Origin of the sequence: Streptococcus sp. S5 (assembly GCF_034134805.1) — a bacterium.
In the GTDB taxonomy this organism is placed as follows: domain Bacteria; phylum Bacillota; class Bacilli; order Lactobacillales; family Streptococcaceae; genus Streptococcus; species Streptococcus lingualis.
The window spans coordinates 1,374,090-1,392,498 of record NZ_CP139419.1; the positions used below are offsets into that span (position 1 = coordinate 1,374,090).

Consider the following 18,409-nt stretch of genomic DNA (forward strand, 5'->3'; position numbering starts at 1 on the left):
CTTAGCATTAAAAAAAGGAGCCAAAGCTCCCTTTTCTTATTTTGTAAAATCGATCCGTTTTGAAAGTTGATTGATCACAATCGCTCCAAAAATCAAGGATGCAAATTCACCCAATCCCATGGTCAACCAGTTATAGAAGAATGGTTGGCCTTGAAGGTAATAAAGTTCCAAGGCAATCGTAAACATGGAAATGGAAAAGAAAATCGCAAACAAGAAATGGTCCAATCGAATAAGACCGTCAAACAAGAACTTGTTTTTAAAACGACCAAATAAAATGAGTCCGAGTCCTAAGAAGACAAAGGTCGAACCTCCACCGACAAAGACATCGATCCATCCAAAACTAAATAAGTTAGCAATCATACAACCAAGCGTCACCCCAATCAGGTACTTCTTATTGTAGAAGGCTAAGAAATTCATCATCTCCGAAACACGGAATTGATAGCCATAGTAGGCCATAGCATTGAGAGGTGGGGTAATGGTCAATACGATATAAATCGCAGCAACAATGGCAATTTGTGCCATATCACGAGCAGTTAACTGTTTCATCTATTCTCCTTTAGCGGTTTTCCCGCGTGTAATATGCTTGGCGAAAGGATCTTAAGCGCCAAGGGTTGAAGGTTTGATTTCTTCAACCTTTCAAGTATAGCATATTTTGAGGTTTTATGGTAGACTGAATTTATGAAAACACTAATTAAAAAATTTTTTGATAATGAAATTTTATCCTATCTCTTCTTTGGTGTGGCAACAACCTTTGTTTCCGTCGGAACCCGCCTCTTCATCTATCATATGTCTCGTGATGAACGATTAGCGACAGCGATTGGAAACATTGCTGGGATCCTCTTTGCCTTTGCGACCAACGATACCATCGTCTTTAAACAAGAAAGAAAGGGCTGGTTTCAGCGCTTAATCCGATTTGCAATTGCGCGCTCTGGGACCTTTATACTGGACATGGCCTTGACCGAGATTTTTGTCAAGCAGTTCCCAGGAATTATCGGGCAATTCGTCCACAATAACAAGAGCCAGATCAATCTGATCGAAACCCTCTTTGCACAAGTGGCCATTGTGGTCCTCAATTACGTCTTTAGTAAACTCTTTGTCTTTAAAAATAAAAACAAGGCTTGAAACGATTGTTTCAAGCCTTATTCTTTTAAACTTCTATACTTGCATGCTCTGCACTTAATTGATAGATGGTGCCTTCAACCCCAAAATAATCCTTAGCTAGATCTTTCAATTCCTGCATGGCTGTTTGTGCCCGTTTGGCCTGCTCCTCGTTGATGGCTTCAATGACTAAAATAGCGTCCTTGGTATCTTCAGTTAGCATGGTTCTTTGAGCCTCACGCCAATTCAAACAACGGCAAACGGCGCCTTCTTGGTCGTAGTAGATGATCTCCCCTTCCAAAGCTGGCGCATCTTCGTCAGCTCCTAATGGAAAGAAAGGTTCGCCCCCTTTCGCTTGGCCTAGAGAGAGTCCACCCACCAATTTATCCATATCTTCTCCCCCACAAGGAAGGGCATAAGCCATAGAAACGCTATTGTAAAGATCCACCAAAGGATTAATCGGATAGAATTCACGCCCCTGGTGAACCCGTTTTAAGAGTGCCTCGATGGAAGATCGAGCTCCTTTTTTTGTTTTGAACTTGCCAAAAGCTTGGCGCCACTCTTGAACAAACTCACTCTGGGTATAGTTTTCTTCATCGATAAATTCCCATGCTCGCTTGGCACCCTTGTCCAATAATTCTTTGAAATAAGGATCCTTGGCTTCATCTACTGTATTATCAATGCCATACAAGGACATCACTGTAATTCTAGCTGTTGGAAATAAATCCCAAAATGCTTGATCGACTGTCACTTTCATTGCTTTACCTCACTATAATTTCTTTTTTGACCTTTTTTGACTAGTTCCCAATCCAGGGTGATATTCTCACGAACTCGGATCAGATACTCCTCTAACTGTGCGACTTCTTCTTTGGAAAATCCTTTTAAGGCAGTTGTCTCAGAGTAAAGATGTTCCCCTAAAATGAAGGGGTAAATCTGCTTGCCTTTTTCAGTTAATTCCCATTCCTTGGTTTTAAGGTTTTCACCCCTTGGGCGCTGCTGAATCAATCCTCGTTCTTCTAGTTTTTTTACGGATCGGGCAACAGTTGAGCGATCGACTTTTAAGAGCTCAGAGAGTTCTTCCTGAATCATTCCAGGTTGCTCGGCAATTCGCACCAGATAGAGGTATTGACCACGCGCCAAATCTAAATCTCGAAATTCAATATTTGCTATAGAATCCAGTGCTCGCGCAATGATGCCTATCTCACGCAAAATACTCATCTCACTCCTCCTTTCCTATTGACAATAGCATAACACATTTTTATTGCAAATGCAATAAAAATAGATAACAAAAAAGAGGCTGGGACAAAAGTCCTAGCCTCTCAATTATTTTTGAATTGTCGAACAAGACGCAGTGGTTGAGTGGGCTCTACTACGCTGATTTCATCAGCTTTTACAGCCCTACTCAACTGTGCGGAGGTGGGACGACGAAATCGAATTCTAACGAATGACCGATTTCTGTCCCACTCTCCCTTATTCCGTTTTTTCTTTTTTTATCAAGCGTAACCGACGCTTTAATTTTTGTGAAACTTCTCTATGCCGAAAGTCCACTTCTTCTGATTTTAACTTAGAGACAATTTCTCCACTGCGCGTTTGGAACTTGGCTTCTCTGGCAAATTGGATACTGGCGTTTAAAATACAACCAATAATCATGATTTTAGCCACCAAGATGAACCAGAACATGATGACCGCTAGGACGACCGAACCGAAGAAACGAGCATCTAAGAAATGACTCACATAACGATCCACATATTTCCAAAAGATATTCAAGATCGCATACAGGACAGCAACAACAAAGGTCGCCCCTGGCAATACATATCTAAATTTTGGAATTTTGACATTTGGAAGGGTGTAATAGAGCAAGACCAGACTGACAAAAAGTAAGAGGTAGATGGTCGGCTCTGTCAAATTCAGTAAGCGCACATAAATCGTCCGATCAAATGAAAAGGTCTTATAGAGATATCGAACGATCATTTTCCCAAACATGGAAAGAATGAGCGAAAGTCCAAACAAGCCCTGCAAGGCAAAACTGATCAGAAAGCTAAAGAGTCGCCCCCAGATAATACCACGCTCCTTTTCCACCCCATAACTCTTGTTATAGGCTTTTTGGAGGTAGGCAATGCTCTGAGAGAAGATCCACAAAGCAGAAATAATCGAGAAACTCAGTAAGCCTGTCGAAGGTTTGGTCAAGACACTCGAAATCATCTGTGCCACTATTCGATATAAGGAGGCTGGCAAAATTTTTTGTAAGCTTAATAGAATCTGAGTGGGACGAATATGAAAGTAGGGTAAAATATTGGCTGCAATCAGCATCAAAGGGAAAATGGAGATCAGCAAATAATAAGCCACCGCAATGCTGGTGATATCAGACTCTGCACTCTGATAAAACCGCACGAAGCCCTTTATAAATGGCTGTCCCAGTATTTTTTGTAGGACCTTTTTCATTCGTCACCTCCCCATTTTACTAAAAAAGAGCAAAGAGCGAAACCAGACACTTGCCTTCAGCTCCATTCTTTCCTCTCTATTTTTTAGTATGTTCCTTCTTCACCTTGACTAGTCAAGATCACTGGACCATCTTTTGTAATCACAAATTGATGCTCGTATTGACAAGAAAGGCCGCCGTCAAGGGTCTTATGGGCCCAACCAGTTTCCATATCTGTATCAATCTCCCAAGTACCGGTATTAATCATTGGCTCAATCGTCAAGACCATCCCTTCACGTAAGCGAAGACCGCGTCCAGCACGACCATAATGTGGGACCATTGGCTCTTCATGCATGGTAGGCCCGACACCGTGTCCGACCAAGTCACGCACCACGCCATAGCCTTTGCTTTCGGCATACTCTTGAATCGCTGCACCAATATCTCCCAAGCGATTACCTACGACTGCTTTCTCAATTCCCTTATAGAGACATTCTTTGGTCACGTCCATCAAATCTTTGACTTCTTGCGAAACATTTCCAACCGCATAAGCCCAGCAAGAGTCCGCCAAGCCACCACTATAAGACTCCGTGTATTTCTTCACTTGGGCTACATTATCAAAATCTAATTTCGATACATCCAAAACAGATTTATCCAGTGGTTCTGACAAGACCATGTCTACCTTGAGGAGATCACCATCTTTGAGAATGACATGACGTGGAAAAGCATGGGCTACTTCGTCATTCAAACCACAGCAAGTCGCATAAGGATAATCCATGAGACTGCCTTCTACACCGATCTGGAGCGGCAAGACATTGGCTTCTTTACAGCGACGACGGACATATTCTTCAACTTCCCATAGGTCAAGCCCTGGCTTGATCAAGTCACGTAATCCAATATGAATGCTGGCAAGGAAATCTCCTGCACGATCCATGGCTTCAATTTCACGTTGTGATTTTAATGTAATCATTGTCTCCTCATTTCTTTTTGTTTAATTAATCTTAATCGTAATGGTTGCTTTCGCGACTAGCTGCAGATCTAAATACAAGCTAAAATCAACCAAGGCCGAACGTCTAGTTCGCCGAACAAGTTGGGGTTCAATGCGGATCACATCATCCACCTGCACAGCCTGTAAAAAATTGATGATCAACTGTTCGACAATCAAGCTACGCCCACTGTGTTGCATCATCTTGCGAATAACCTTCATCAGCACTTCGATCATGACCCCATTGGCCAAAACACCGCTTTTCTCCAGCATACTTGGCTCCACTGTGAATTGGTAATGGTCGTTCTCTGTTTGAATCTTTTGACCAATTTGCTCACTAAAGGTTGGTAAGCTCGAAAACTGCACCTTGCTAATCCGATCCATGACATCCCGACGCGTAATAACACCCAGCAAGGTCTGGTTATTACGAACAACAGGAATCATTTCATAATCTTCAGCGATCATCCGTTGGCTAATCGTCGCAATGCTGGTGGACAAATTAGTGGTAAAAATGGTCCGTGACATCACCTTATCAAGGGTCGTCTGAGGCGCCTTATCTCCAGCATCTCTCATGGTCACGACCCCCACCACCATCTGGTGCTGATTGACAACCGGAAAACGACTAAAGCGATTCTTTCGAACCAAATCTAAATAATCCCGGACCGTATCCGTCTCAGAAAGATAGCCGTACTCATGGAAGGGCCGATAGACCTGCTCGACTGTCAAGATATCCGTCTTGATCTGCATGTTAGACAAGGCCTTATTGATCATGGTCGCGACGGTATAGGTATCGTGTGAAGTTCGGATGACTGGGATTTGTACCTGATTGGCCAGATCAATCACATCCTCACTCACTTCAAAGCCACCCGTCACTAAGACCGCATTGTCATGCTTAAGAGCCAATCGTTGGATGCTAGTGCGGTCACCCACGATCAAAAGCCCCCCTTCAGACACATAGTCAAGGACGTGCTTTTCTGTCATGGCACCGATATAAAATTTATTAAATTCTTTTTCGAGTCCCTCTTCACCAGCTAATATTTCAGAACCGGTGATTTCTAAAATTTCCCGATAAGTCAGGTGCTCTAGTACAGCTTTTTGCGATTTGACACGGATGGTTCCGCTTCTAGGACGCGTTTCCACAATTCCTTGATTTTCAGCTTCTTTAATGGCACGATAGGCCGTCCCATCACTGACATTCAAAAAATTGGAGATACTGCGGACACTGACACGTTTTCCAATCGGTAATTTTTCGAGATAGTCTAAAATCTCTTGGTGTTTACTCATAGAAGTCCCCTCTACCTAGGCGGAAATCATAATAATCGCGCATTTTACGCGTATAGCGGTCACTCCCTTTGAATTGACGAAAGAGACGAAAACCAGCCTTTAAAGCGACCTTTTGACTCCCTGCATTTTCAACATGGGTGACAATCTTAAGCTCCTTCAGTTGAAATTTCTCAAATGATAGATAAACCAACTCTTTGACCGCTTCTGTCATCAGGCCCTTTCCCCAAAAATCCTTGCGTAAAAAGTAGCCTAACTCAGCCTCACCCTTAATTTCATCCAACTTTTCAAACTTGATAGAGCCGATCATCTGATTAGTTTCCTTATCACAGATTGCCCAAACCCCCAAGGGATTTTTCATGAAATAGTTGGCTAGTACATATTGAGTTTCAGCAAGATCGGCTTGTGCAGGAAAGATAAATTGTAGGTTATCAGGATTCGAAGCAATCTTATAAAAATCTTCCGCATCCTCAAAGAGAAAAGGTCGTAAATACAACCTTTGTGTTTCAATTAGTGAATAGGCAGCTAAGTGCGTCCAAATATTCATTTCAAACTCCATTGTTCGTGTATCCAGCCGCCACTATCAGATCTCTCGTTCTGTCACTATTCCTCAACCAACTGGATGTCTGCTCCAAGTTGGGTCAATTTATGAATAATATCTGAATACCCGCGAAGGATGTATTCCACATTTGTAATTTCTGTTGTTCCAGAAGCCATGAGACCGGCGATCACTAAAGCCGCACCAGCTCGAAGATCCGTCGCTTTCACACTGGATCCTGCCAATTGATTTGGCCCTTCATAGATAATGTGGTCGTTCAAGGTCGAAATGGTGGCCCCCATTTTAGCCAATTCTGGTACATGGTTGACCCGTTTTTCATAAATCGTATCAACGATTCGTCCACGTCCTGCAGCCGTTAAGAGCAAAGGTGTGATCGGTTGTTGCAAATCAGTCGCAAAACCAGGATAAGGAGACGTTTTGATCTGGATGGCCTTCAAACCCGTCTGCTTTTCTACAAAGATACTATCTTCAGAAATGGTCATGCGCACACCCATTTCCTCTAACTTGGCAATATAGCTCTCTAAATGCTCATATAGGACATTATTGATCTGGATACCTTCCCCAATAGCAGCTGCAAGCGCAATATAGGTTCCTGCTTCGATGCGATCTGGAATCACCTGATGTCTCGTTCCATGCAATTGTGGAACACCATCAATGATAATGATGTCTGTTCCTGCTCCACGAATATGAGCTCCCATGTTGTTGAGCAAGGTCACCACATCGATAATTTCAGGTTCTCGAGCCGCATTTTCGATCACTGTCCGACCTTCAGCTTTGACCGCTGCCAAAATCGTATTGATCGTTGCACCGACACTAACAGTATCCATATAAATGTTAGCTCCTTGAAGAGGCTTGCCATCAGTCGCAAGTTTCATACTAGAGCCATCCATGGTCATAGCGGCTCCCATCGCTTCAAAGGCCTTCAAATGCAAATCGATAGGACGTGGTCCAAGGTCACACCCACCAGGTAGTCCAACCGTTGCTTGACCATAGCGTCCTAGTAAGCTGCCATAGAAATAATAGGAAGCTCGCAGACTGTTGATCTTTCCAAATGGCATGGGCATATTCTTCACCCCACGTGGATCAATAATCAAACTGTCTTCTTTGCGCTCGATCTTAGCCCCCATGATGGTCATGATTTCAATCAGACTCGCCACGTCGGAGATATCCGGTACCCCATCAAGGGTCACGATATCATCCGCCAGAATGGTCGCCGGAATCAGGGCTACTACACTATTTTTTGCACCACTAATGGTCACCTCTCCTTTTAGAGGGCGACCACCATTTATTACAATTTTTTTCATCTTAATAATTTATTAGCTCTTTCAAGTCTTTTTCCTTTTACTATCGTTTTTTGTAACGGAAATAAAAGGGACAACGTATTCAAAATACTGCATCTATTATACCACAGATCGACCTATTTTTCCATCTGTAGGAATTTTCAAAACGAAAAAAGCTAGGATCAACTTGACCCTAACTTTTCCATTTCAACTAATTATTTTACAGCTTCTTTCAAGGCATCAACCTTATCCAAGCGTTCCCATGGAAGATCGATATCTGTACGTCCCATGTGTCCATAAGCCGCTGTTTGACGGTAGATTGGACGTTTGAGATCCAGCATTTGGATGATTCCTGCTGGACGAAGGTCAAAGATTTGACGCGCTGCTTTTTCAAGCTTGCTTTCAGCGACTGTTCCAGTACCGAAAGTATCGATACGAACAGATACTGGGTGAGCCACCCCGATCGCATAAGCCAATTGCACTTCTGCCTTCTTAGCAAGACCAGCTGCCACAATGTTTTTAGCAATGTAACGAGCTGCATAAGAAGCCGAACGGTCCACCTTGGTTGCGTCCTTACCAGAGAAGGCACCACCACCGTGACGTGAATAACCACCATAGGTATCGACGATGATCTTACGACCTGTCAATCCTGAGTCTCCTTGAGGACCACCTATAACAAAGCGTCCTGTTGGGTTGATGAAGAATTTTGTCTCATCATCTAGGTAAGAAGCTGGAATCACTTCTTTAATGACCTTATTAATCACATCTTCGTGGATTTGTTTATTGCTGACATCTGGATCGTGTTGGGTTGAAATAACAACCGTATCCACGCGCACTGGACGATCGTTTTCATCGTACTCAACAGTGACTTGTGATTTGGCATCTGGACGAAGATAGCTAATTTCCCCAGACTTACGAAGCTCTGCCAAACGACGAACCAACTTATGACTGAGTGAGATTGGCAATGGCATGAGTTCTTCTGTTTCATCCACCGCAAAACCAAACATGAGACCTTGGTCTCCTGCACCAATCAAATCGAGTGGATCTTGATCCGTATTCCCACGTACTTCTAGGGCTTCGTTTACCCCTTGAGCGATATCAGGAGATTGTTCCACCAATGATGGGTGTACTCCAACAGTTTCAGCTGAGAATCCATATTCCGTATTAGTATAACCAATCTCTGCAATGGTATCACGAACCACACGATTAATATCCACATAAGCAGTCGTTGAAATCTCGCCAAAGACATGCACGGAACCAGTATAAACAGCTGTTTCGGCAGCCACGTGAGCTTCTGGATCTTGCTCTAAAATAGCATCTAAAATAGCATCTGAAATTTGGTCTGCAATCTTATCTGGATGCCCCTCAGATACTGATTCAGACGTGAAAAGTTTACGTTCTGACATAAAAATGTCCCCCCTTAAAAAATATTGTTATAGAGTTACAAAGTACTGATAGAAGATTTCTACCACCTTATCGGGACCATATAACATCTAATTATAACACAATTTCTCTCATAACTTCTTTATTTCTAAAAAGAAAAAGATATAGTTTAAAACTATATCTTTTTCCTTAATCCCTAATAGGAAATTTCAAGTTGTTTAAAGTAGAAAGTTGAACGCGAATGATATAACAGTTGCCACATTTAGTAGAATACTCCAAATTTTCCTATTCTTTATTTAGATTTTTAGGAAATATACCTCCAATAAATACCAGGACTCCTAAAACCAAGGATAAAATATTTGGACCTGTCCAATAAGGATCTAGCGTACCTATGATGGAAACAATAAATAAGACGGCTGATGTATTTAAGAGACCCACATTTCCATTCCTCATACCTATGAAAAGTAATATAGTCGCAATCATAAAACAAATATAATGGATGGCACCAATATATAAGATCAGTAGATACATGGGGTTTCCTAAAAATAAAGGAAAAATCATAATACCAAGGTGGCAGACTGCTATTATAAGGGCGCTCCATAACCAAGACGAATGAAGAATGATCCTCTTTGGCGAATTTTCTTTATCATTGTTTGATTGTATATCAGCATTCAACTGATCGTTTACATCTATCTCTCCTTCTACTTGAGGGTATTCCATCTCTGGTTTAATTTCAATAGATGATACTTCTTGTACTTTCACCTTGGACTCCCAGCTAGCTGCAACTTTCTCAAGTAAACTAAAAACACGACAAGCAATATAAATCGATAAGAGAAGATAAAAGAGACCGTAAAAACTTATACGAGTGATGAAAGAGTATACTATACCTATCTCAACAAGGGAAGATAAAATGAGCAAAAGAGAAAAGACTTTCTGAAGTTTATCACTTGTACTTGTGATCATAACATTAATCAGAAGTAAAAACATTAACTCCATTACACTGTATCGAAGTGTAAAAGCGTAAATATCACTCGTTCTATCCATACCAATCAATATAAATAGTGGAGAAATATTTGTAGAGGCAACAAATAGTACTAAATAAGCTATCGATGATTTCCAACCATCTTTACTTTTCCAATTGTTTAAAAGCTCCCTCATTTCTACATTCTTTATAAGCAACCAAATCCATATTAAACAAATGATATTTAGCACAAAGGAAATGTTCAGCAGATTTGTTGGGGAAAAAGGTGGTAAAAAAAACATCAGTAGTTGAGTAATTGAGAGGAGAAGAACAGCTATCAATCCTTCAACATTTAAACGTTGCTTCATGATTCTCCAAATTACCCAGCAAATAATCATTCCATTCCATATAGAAAAAATACTAGAGGTAGTGATCAGTGGTGTATTTCCATTTAAATTTTGGACATTATAGCTCTCTACTAGACTACTACCATAAGAAACAAGATAAAGAATTGCTTCAAGAATTAGCAGTATACCATACCATTTTTTTCTAGACATAGATTCTCCTCCGCTTTCTAAGAAAAGTATTTAACGATCCATTTATTTAAATTATAACACAGTTTGTAACCGTTTTCCTAGTGAGTTGTCAGAAATAAATAAAAAAGATAGGTTTAAACACCCTACCTGCTATCATCACTCTTCATTTTTTAACAATACAGTTCCAATCAATACCAACACTCCTACCACAAACGGTGGTATATGATTAATCACCCAAGAAGGATCACCCGCAGCAATAAATGAAAGAACATAAATAGCTGCTGCTATATAAAGAGTTGCTTTATTGCCGTTCACATTTCCATTCCAAAGTAGGATGGTTGCAATCACAAAGCTAATCATATGGATTCCCAAAAAGTACAAAAAACCACCAACCCATGATCCTAGTGAAAAGAGACCTAATAAAAGCAAAATGATATAAGCAATGGCTATGAGCAGGGCAAAAGCAAGTATTCCAGATTTCCCAATTCTCTTTTCTGAATCAAATTCACCAACAGGTGAACGAACTTCATCTGTAATCCTTTCCTCTTTCTCTTTTTTTACTTCAGAATGTTTTGGTTGATCTGACATTTCATTTTCTCCTAAAGTTCTTAGTCGTCCTTTAAAATAATAGTACTCAAACATCGACAAAAAGAATTGATTTAACGATCGTTTTGATCGACCCGAATACTTTTTATTGAGTAAAGTTGTCAATACCTACCTTTTTCATTAATAGTTTTTCTCTTCTTTAACCAGGAGTGTTCCGATTAAATCCAGAACACCTAAACATAAGGGAGCAATTCGAAAAATTTCCCAGTCTGGATCAAAAGCCAAGATGATTGACAGCAGATAGAGTCCAATACTCGCATAAAGAAGGCTTTTATTCCCCTTCTTCATCCCTAGTCGAAGTAAAAAGGCCCCAATCGCAAGACTTAATAAGTTTGGTCCAAGGAAAATTAAAACCACAAATCCCCATCCATAACCCGAAAGTGCAAAGAGAGAGACAAACAATACAAGATAGATAATGGATAAGTAAAAGGTCACTGAAAGAAGAATAGAATGTAAGCCATTTTCTTTTAGAGGATTCTGAACAAATACAGAATTGGGATGATCTTCACTGATCTTACGATGTTCCTTATTTTCTTCAAAATGCTTCTCTTTGTCTGTCATCACGGTTTCATACCTTTCATATAACAACAAACCCAGGTCCCTGGGCGAATAAGAAAATTAGATAGCAAATTATACGTATCATCACACTCTCCTTCCTCTAGACGAATCAGGCAAGCGTGATCTCAAAAACAAGCTTTCTATTAGATCTATATCAAGTTTTAGACAGGATTTTTTTAAATGAAGTCTGCCTCTGCAATAGCCTTTTTGACTTCTTCAATTGGCAGATGAACCAGTTCTACTTCTTTTTCACGGTAGAGGTATTCGGCATATTCATCGATGCGGTATTGATGGATGTATACCACCCGCTTGCAGCCAACTTGGAGTAACTGCTTAGTACAATTGAGACAAGGAAAATGCGTGACATAAGCTGTGAAGCCTTTGGGAATCCCTCTTTCAGCTCCTTGCAATATCGCATTAACTTCTGCATGAATGGTGCGGACACAGTGTCCCTCGACCATGAGGCAGCCATCCTCTAAACAATGATCTGTTCCAGAAACAGATCCATTATAGCCGGTTGCAATGACCTTATTATCCTTAACCAGAACAGCCCCTACTTTCGCCCGATTACAGGTCGCCCGATTCGAAATCAGTAAGGCCTGAGCTGCAAAATACTCATCCCATGCTAGTCGATTGTGTGTCACCTTTGTATCCTCCATCTCTCCTCATATCAGTTACGATTATTTTCATTATAGCATGAAATCAACAAGAAAAAAAGGGAGTGGGAAAGAACTCTGACTAGTAAAAAAGAGTTCGTTTTCCCACCCCCGCACAGTTGATTAGGTCATCTTTAGAGCTTAAAAAGCGAATAAAGATACCAATCAACCACTGCGTCATACAGTTATTTCTATCATACATCAAAGGCTGGACAACTTTTGCCCAGCCTATTATAAACATTATTTACCAAGTTTTGCTTTAGCTGCATCTGCAAGAGCTGTGAAAGCTGCTGCATCGTTAACAGCTAAGTCAGCAAGCATTTTACGGTTTACTTCGATCTCAGCCAATTTCAAACCATGCATCAATTGTGAGTATGAAAGTCCGTTCAAACGAGCTGCCGCATTGATACGTGTGATCCACAATTTACGGAAGTCACGTTTCTTTTGACGACGGTCACGGTATGCATAGTAGTAAGAGTTCATTACTTGTTCTTTTGCAGTACGGAACAAGATATGTTTAGCTCCATAGTAACCTTTAGCTAATTTAAGAATACGTTTACGACGTTTGCGTGATACAACGCCACCTTTAACACGTGCCATTTATATTTCCTCCAATATTTCCTAGAATTCTTTACTTACGAATACGCGATTATTTCAAGCGAGTAAGCATTGCTTTGATACGTTTGAAATCTCCTGAATGCACCATAGATGCTTTACGAAGATGACGACGTTGTTTCTTAGTTTTTCCGTGGAAACGGTGAGAAGTGTAAGCACGGAAACGTTTAAGTCCACCAGAACCTGTACGTTTGAAACGTTTAGCTGATGCGCGGTGTGTTTTTTGTTTTGGCATGATATTTTCTCCTTTTTTTAACTTTCTGACAGATTATTTCTTGTCAGTTGCTGGCGCCAATTGCATGAACATTTGACGTCCATCCATCTTAGCTCGTTGTTCGATGATCGCCACATCTTGTGTCGCTTCAGCGAAGTCGGCTAAAACTTTAGCACCAATCTCTTTGTGGGTAATCATACGACCCTTAAAGCGAATGGATACCTTCACTTTATTTCCTTTTTCAAGGAATTTGCGAGCATTGCGAAGTTTTGTATCGAAATCACCCTTGTCAATCACTGGGCTCAAACGAACTTCTTTAACGGTCACAACGCTTTGTTTTTTGCGTTGTTCTTTTTGCTTCTTCTGGTACTCAAATTTGAACTTACCGTAGTCCATAATTTTCGCAACAGGAGGTTTAGCTTGCGGTTGAATGAGAACCAAGTCAACATTAGCGTCGTCCGCAAGTGCTTGCGCTTCGCTAAGTGGTTTGATACCCAATTGCTCACCTTCAAGACCGATTAAGCGAACTTCACGTACACGAATTTCATCATTGATGAATAAGTCTTGCTTTGCTATGGTTTTCACCTCTTTTTTATTATTCGAGAAAAACAAAGAACGGACCTGCAAAATAGGCCCGAACTACATGATGTATTTCATTTCTGAAACTTGATCCGTAGGAGCCAGGCAACTTGCGTCACAAGGCGAGAAGTTCTCACTTCTGCTTTTCTCAACTTTTATATGATATCAAGTTTTTTATTCTTTGTCAAGAAGTTTTTTTGCTTTTTCTTCAATAAAGGCAACAACGTCTGCAATTCCAACACCCGTTGTGTCAAAATGAATGGCATCAGCTGCAGGTTTCAAAGGAGAAACGGCACGGTGACTGTCCTTATAGTCCCGCTCAGCGATTTCTTTTTTCAACAATTCAAGATCCGCTGTGATGCCCTTTTCAACATTCTCCTTATAACGACGTTCTGCCCGCTCCTCAACCGAAGCAACCAAAAAGATCTTCAACTCTGCATGTGGAAGGACGACCGTCCCAATATCGCGTCCATCCATAACGATGCCTCCCTCTGCTGCAATTTCTTGCTGTAGAGCGACAAGTTTTTCACGGACTGGCGCAAGCGCTGCAACCCATGAAACATTGTTGGTCACTTGGTTATCGCGAATTGGGTGGGTAATATCCACGTCTGCTACAAAGACAAGCTGCTCTCCTTCTTCTGAACGACCGAAACTAATTGGATACTGATCTAAAAGGGCTAAGAGGTCATCAACCTGTTCAGCTGTCAGATTATTTTGCAAAGCTAGATAAGTCGCCGCACGGTACATAGCTCCTGTGTCTAGATACGTATAGTCTAGATCCTTGGCAATGATCTTTGCAACCGTGGATTTTCCACTGGAAGCCGGTCCATCAATGGCAATTTGAATTTGTTTCATGCTGTCCTCAACTCCTACTGAATCTTAACGACATCACCAGGATTGGCATACCAAGATCCTGTAGACATGTGAGATGGATTTAACTGTTCCAATTGGGCAATGGAAATACCAGCACGCGCAGCAATCGCTGCTTCCCCTTCACCTGCTTGAACAGTGATCGTACCTTCTTCAGAGTTCTCATCTTTTGAACTATCGTCTTTAGCCGCTTGGTCAGTTTGTGCTGCAGGGGCTGATGATTTCTGTTCAATCTTTGTCTCTCCATTGTAGAAACCAGACATTTGTTTTGATTTATTGCTGCCACCTGTTGAAAGGAAGATCAACAAGCAGACCATCGCCACTACTACTACAAAGAAAATAATGGCTAAAATCGTCAACAGACGATCTGCCTTGATTCCGTTTAACTTACTCGTTCTTTTCAATGTTTCTTCTCCATCATCGTAAATATCTTCTTCCCATGGTTCTTTTGCCATGACTTCCTCCTTGTTTTTTCTCGTAAAAATCATTACAATAGAAGTATGAAAGTTACGTTAATTCCAGATCGTTGCATCGCTTGCGGTCTCTGTCAGACCTATTCTGAATTATTTGATTACCATGACAATGGCATCGTTAAATTTGCTTCTGAAGAGGACGACCTCCTTGAAAAGGAAGTTTCTGTCACAAACGATGTTCTCGAGGCTATCAAAGAATGCCCCACTCATGCTCTCTTAAAAGATTAAGAGGGCTTTTTATTTGTTTGCATAATACATCTCGTAGTAATCCACATGGATGAAATTGTCCGTCAGGATTACTTCTCCCTTAAAATAAGGATTTAAGGCAAGTGCATTGATAAAATATTTCTTCGGCCATTTACGCATACAGAATGTCCGACTGCGCGAACCATCATTAAAAATGAGCTTGATCGATTTCTTATTTACTTCGACCTTTTCAATCGAGTCAATCTTCACCTTGATTGGAGTAAAAGGATTAGCTGTAATAATCCGCAAGATCCCATCCTCATAGATCGTGAAGTAACGATGGACCCCAATCGCGAGCAAGACCATAAATAAAAAGAACGAAAACAAAACTAGCGTTGGCACACTAGAGCTCTCATACATCAAGGCCAGTCCAATAAAGACCGGAATCACTGCAATGGACCAATAAGTCACAAGAATAGATAAGTCCGGTTGCCAATGATAATGGACCTTTCCAAATATCTTAATCATGAGCGCACCCCCATCTAATAGTTTAGCATAAAAAACAAAAAAAAGGGAGCCAGACAGCCAAAATCACAAAGATTTTTAACTGCTTGCTCTCCTTTTAATTGGATTTATTAGTTGGAACTTTAAAGAAGTCTTTAGAAAGGTAATCTTTCCCACTAATCAAGTCGTATTCAACCATTTTCAAATCCTCTGCAATTTCTTGCGCTTCTCCTTCTAAGGCCTTTTTATCGACACTTGCTTTTTTCAGCACTTCTGTCAACAAAGCATAGTAAGGTGAAACTTTTGAATTGGTCTGTTCAAAGACCATAGCAGAGAAATCACTTGAATTAACCAAAGGATAGTTCAATTTCGGTGCATCAAAATTACTCCAAATGAAGTAGTCTGTCTGATACTGACTCTCCGGATTATTCTTAAAGGCGGACTCAGGATAAAGACCTGGCAAATGATCCCCATAAAATACCACTGTAATCTTCTTATCGATTTTAGAAAGACTTTCCAGGAAGGATTGGGTGGCGGTGTCGGTAAAGGTTAAAAGACGTGAATAATTCGTTAGCTTGGTATTTTCATCATCTGAAAAACCTCTGCCTGTTGCTGTTAAGTCTGAAGGTTCTCCTGCTATAAATGGGGAGTGATTTTGAATTGTAATGACAGAAAAGAACTGATTCTTTTTAGCATCCATCTCTTTTAATACTGCCTTATACGTAGATTCATCACTTATATGCACTTCTTGATAACCTAAATCATAATTCTTTTTATCATCAATACTTATAAATTTATTGAATTTCAATCTATTGTAAATTACATTTCTAGAATAATTAATTGGAGATTCGAAATGAATAACTTCTTTATTATTAAATGAATCACTAACTGAAATTAGTTTTTTCATTTTAGGAGCAACCTCTGAGTACAATACAGAAACTGTAGGATTAATATTATAAAAAGGTAACCCCGTCAATGTTTGGAACTCCATATTTGCAGTTCCACCACCATAACCATCCGATTGCATTAATCCACTTGTAACTTTTGCCTTAATTTCTTGAATTTTTGATATAGGATTTCTAGATAAACTTACCCCTTCAATTCTTGATGGGTCAGCAAAACTCTCACTTAAAACATAAACAATCGTTTGATTATCAATTAACTCATTTCTATTTTTATTGATTTCTAAAGCTACTTGATCATATTTCTTCTCAATTTCTTTGATTTTTTCTTTACTATATCCCTTCGGTTCTATAATTGGATCTGTTGTTATTTGATTCAACCATACATATGACAACGATCGATATCTAGCGTTTATAGAATTTCCTAACCATTTTGTATCTTGGAAATTATTTAACAAAGTAATAATCGGAACGTCATCAATAATTTTTCCATTATCTTTTCTTTTAAAAATAGAATAAACATTAATGGACAATAAGAGTATAAGTCCTAATAAAATAAATCTTAAGATCGTTGCACGAATAATTCTACCTGGATAAATATATCTCCGTCCTATTATATAGATAAACGTAAAAATGAGTAAGGAAATACTTACAGTCATTAAAACCGAAGCATCTACAAAACTAAATAAAACAGAAGGTTGAAATACCCAGACCAAATCACTTGGCAAAATTGGTTCCGCACGCATACTAAATTTTAAAGCATTCGCAACAATAAACAGAACCCCACCAAATAAAATCAATATTGTCGTAAATAAATATCTATTAAGAAGTATGTATAGAAAAATAAACAGATAAGATAAGCATAATATCTGAAAGATTACACCACCAGGAAATATTGAGTATCCAACCAAAGGTTCCCCATGTCCTAGCCCCAATTGAATTCCTGTATTAAATAATATTGCAAGACTAATACTTGTAAATACAGCTAGCGAAAAACTAGACCTATTTTTTACTACATCAACTTGTCCTTTTACAAAAAGCAAGCCAACTAAAGTCAGGAAAATACTTAAGAGTAGCAAATAAAATTCTAAAATCCAAAATTGACTCAAGGAGTACTTTCCTGCTCCTAATTTCTCAAAATTTCCAGATACATACCATGATGTACGATTCAAAAAAGAAAGAATTTTAGAATCAGTAAAAATGAACGAACAAACTATGCTAGAATGCAAGACATATTCGAACAGTTTCCCAATAGGTTCTAATTTTTTTCTATTCGCTTTATTATCATATGATTTTCTTATCTGACCCAAAACATAAGAAATCACTAACAATGATAAAATAAATACTAGAGAATTAAATTGCCAAAAATTATTTTTTTGGAAATGATCAATCTTATAACTAGGATTATTAATATTAAGCGAAACATCAATCGAGTATGATAGTATTAAATAGATTACGTATGAAACTAAAATTTTAAGGAAAAAAATCCATTTTAAAGTGTATTGTGAAATTAGTAAAACCAGAATTAAGAAGGCTATTCCAAACCAAATACCAAACTGATTAACTAAGAATAATACAGATCCTGTTGATTTGATCTCTTTAGAAATCAAATTTTGTGTTAAGAAAGTGTTGCTTATAAAAAATAAAAGAAAGAGAGCTATACAGTACTTTTGTGTTCTTGTTATTTTATTATAAATTTTAAAAAGAAAATCTCTAAAATCTAATTTCCTCTTTCTCTTCATTTTTT

The 18,409-nt window shown here is 39.5% G+C and carries 22 protein-coding genes, 1 riboswitch and 1 other annotated feature; of the genes, 2 read left to right on the top strand and 20 right to left on the bottom strand.

Annotation, left to right across the window (positions count from 1 at the left end):
• Positions 1–36: 36 nt before the first annotated feature.
• Complete coding sequence (locus SM123_RS06575) at positions 37–546, bottom strand: QueT transporter family protein (protein ID WP_049471983.1); 510 nt, start codon at positions 544–546, stop codon at positions 37–39.
• A riboswitch (PreQ1 riboswitch) is annotated at positions 544–650 on the bottom strand. (Overlaps the previous gene by 3 nt.)
• Before the next feature lie 28 nt (positions 651–678).
• Between SM123_RS06575 and SM123_RS06580 the strand changes: the two genes are divergently transcribed.
• Complete coding sequence (locus SM123_RS06580) at positions 679–1,122, top strand: GtrA family protein (RefSeq protein ID WP_320909276.1); 444 nt, start codon at positions 679–681, stop codon at positions 1,120–1,122.
• Between the two features lie 25 nt (positions 1,123–1,147).
• Here the strand turns inward: SM123_RS06580 and SM123_RS06585 are convergent, their stop codons facing one another.
• From SM123_RS06585 to SM123_RS06665, 17 genes are all read right to left on the bottom strand, one after another.
• Entirely contained in the window at positions 1,148–1,855 is a 708-nt protein-coding gene (locus tag SM123_RS06585; protein ID WP_320909277.1) for a B3/B4 domain-containing protein, read from the bottom strand.
• Entirely contained in the window at positions 1,852–2,316 is a 465-nt protein-coding gene (locus SM123_RS06590; protein ID WP_003006732.1) for a MarR family winged helix-turn-helix transcriptional regulator, read from the bottom strand. Before SM123_RS06590 ends, SM123_RS06585 begins: the two co-directional genes overlap by 4 nt.
• A gap of 252 nt (positions 2,317–2,568) precedes the next feature.
• On the bottom strand, positions 2,569–3,540 hold the full coding sequence (locus SM123_RS06595) for a YihY/virulence factor BrkB family protein (protein ID WP_320909278.1): 972 nt from the start codon (positions 3,538–3,540) through the stop codon (positions 2,569–2,571).
• An 83-nt stretch (positions 3,541–3,623) separates the two neighbouring features.
• Positions 3,624–4,484 carry a methionyl aminopeptidase gene (locus SM123_RS06600; protein ID WP_003003694.1) on the bottom strand — a complete coding sequence of 287 codons (861 nt, stop codon included), beginning with the start codon at positions 4,482–4,484 and terminating at the stop codon, positions 3,624–3,626.
• Positions 4,485–4,505: 21 nt separating this feature from the next.
• A complete protein-coding gene (spxR, locus tag SM123_RS06605; RefSeq protein WP_049515543.1) occupies positions 4,506–5,783 on the bottom strand; it encodes a CBS-HotDog domain-containing transcription factor SpxR in 1,278 nt (425 codons plus the stop codon).
• Positions 5,776–6,327: a GNAT family N-acetyltransferase gene (locus tag SM123_RS06610; protein WP_003003737.1), complete on the bottom strand. Its 552-nt coding sequence runs from the start codon at positions 6,325–6,327 to the stop codon at positions 5,776–5,778. The genes spxR and SM123_RS06610 overlap by 8 nt, the downstream gene beginning before the upstream one ends.
• A 56-nt stretch (positions 6,328–6,383) precedes the next feature.
• On the bottom strand, positions 6,384–7,643 hold the full coding sequence (locus SM123_RS06615) for a UDP-N-acetylglucosamine 1-carboxyvinyltransferase (protein WP_320909279.1): 1,260 nt from the start codon (positions 7,641–7,643) through the stop codon (positions 6,384–6,386).
• A gap of 191 nt (positions 7,644–7,834) precedes the next feature.
• Entirely contained in the window at positions 7,835–9,025 is a 1,191-nt protein-coding gene (gene metK, locus SM123_RS06620) for a methionine adenosyltransferase (RefSeq protein WP_320909280.1), read from the bottom strand.
• A 262-nt stretch (positions 9,026–9,287) separates the two neighbouring features.
• The gene (locus SM123_RS06625) at positions 9,288–10,520 is read right to left on the bottom strand and encodes an ABC transporter permease (protein ID WP_320909281.1); all 1,233 of its coding nucleotides are present in this window, start codon (positions 10,518–10,520) and stop codon (positions 9,288–9,290) included.
• Between the two features lie 135 nt (positions 10,521–10,655).
• The gene (locus SM123_RS06630) at positions 10,656–11,087 is read right to left on the bottom strand and encodes a hypothetical protein (RefSeq protein WP_320909282.1); all 432 of its coding nucleotides are present in this window, start codon (positions 11,085–11,087) and stop codon (positions 10,656–10,658) included.
• Between the two features lie 138 nt (positions 11,088–11,225).
• Positions 11,226–11,666 carry a hypothetical protein gene (locus tag SM123_RS06635; RefSeq protein WP_320909283.1) on the bottom strand — a complete coding sequence of 147 codons (441 nt, stop codon included), beginning with the start codon at positions 11,664–11,666 and terminating at the stop codon, positions 11,226–11,228.
• Between the two features lie 173 nt (positions 11,667–11,839).
• Entirely contained in the window at positions 11,840–12,307 is a 468-nt protein-coding gene (locus tag SM123_RS06640) for a deoxycytidylate deaminase (RefSeq protein WP_129824413.1), read from the bottom strand.
• A gap of 252 nt (positions 12,308–12,559) precedes the next feature.
• Positions 12,560–12,919: a 50S ribosomal protein L20 gene (rplT, locus tag SM123_RS06645; protein ID WP_000124830.1), complete on the bottom strand. Its 360-nt coding sequence runs from the start codon at positions 12,917–12,919 to the stop codon at positions 12,560–12,562.
• Positions 12,920–12,968: 49 nt separating this feature from the next.
• Positions 12,969–13,169, bottom strand: a complete 201-nt coding sequence (gene rpmI / locus SM123_RS06650) for a 50S ribosomal protein L35 (RefSeq protein ID WP_001125942.1) — start codon at positions 13,167–13,169, stop codon at positions 12,969–12,971.
• A 33-nt stretch (positions 13,170–13,202) separates the two neighbouring features.
• Entirely contained in the window at positions 13,203–13,733 is a 531-nt protein-coding gene (infC, locus tag SM123_RS06655; RefSeq protein WP_003003721.1) for a translation initiation factor IF-3, read from the bottom strand.
• 16 nt (positions 13,734–13,749) lie between these two features.
• Positions 13,750–13,878, bottom strand: a sequence feature (ribosomal protein L20 leader region).
• A 23-nt stretch (positions 13,879–13,901) separates the two neighbouring features.
• Positions 13,902–14,582 (bottom strand): (d)CMP kinase, encoded by a 681-nt coding sequence (gene cmk, locus SM123_RS06660; protein ID WP_031574170.1) that lies wholly within the window; start codon positions 14,580–14,582, stop codon positions 13,902–13,904.
• Positions 14,583–14,596: 14 nt separating this feature from the next.
• Positions 14,597–15,052, bottom strand: coding sequence for an SAG1386/EF1546 family surface-associated protein (locus tag SM123_RS06665; RefSeq protein WP_320909284.1), 456 nt, complete (start codon positions 15,050–15,052; stop codon positions 14,597–14,599).
• A 45-nt stretch (positions 15,053–15,097) separates the two neighbouring features.
• Between SM123_RS06665 and SM123_RS06670 the strand changes: the two genes are divergently transcribed.
• Complete coding sequence (locus SM123_RS06670; protein ID WP_320909285.1) at positions 15,098–15,298, top strand: ferredoxin; 201 nt, start codon at positions 15,098–15,100, stop codon at positions 15,296–15,298.
• A 9-nt stretch (positions 15,299–15,307) separates the two neighbouring features.
• Here the strand turns inward: SM123_RS06670 and SM123_RS06675 are convergent, their stop codons facing one another.
• Entirely contained in the window at positions 15,308–15,784 is a 477-nt protein-coding gene (locus SM123_RS06675; protein WP_023917814.1) for an EbsA family protein, read from the bottom strand.
• Between the two features lie 94 nt (positions 15,785–15,878).
• Positions 15,879–18,404, bottom strand: a complete 2,526-nt coding sequence (locus SM123_RS06680) for an LTA synthase family protein (protein WP_320909286.1) — start codon at positions 18,402–18,404, stop codon at positions 15,879–15,881.
• Between the last annotated feature and the right edge of the window lie 5 nt (positions 18,405–18,409).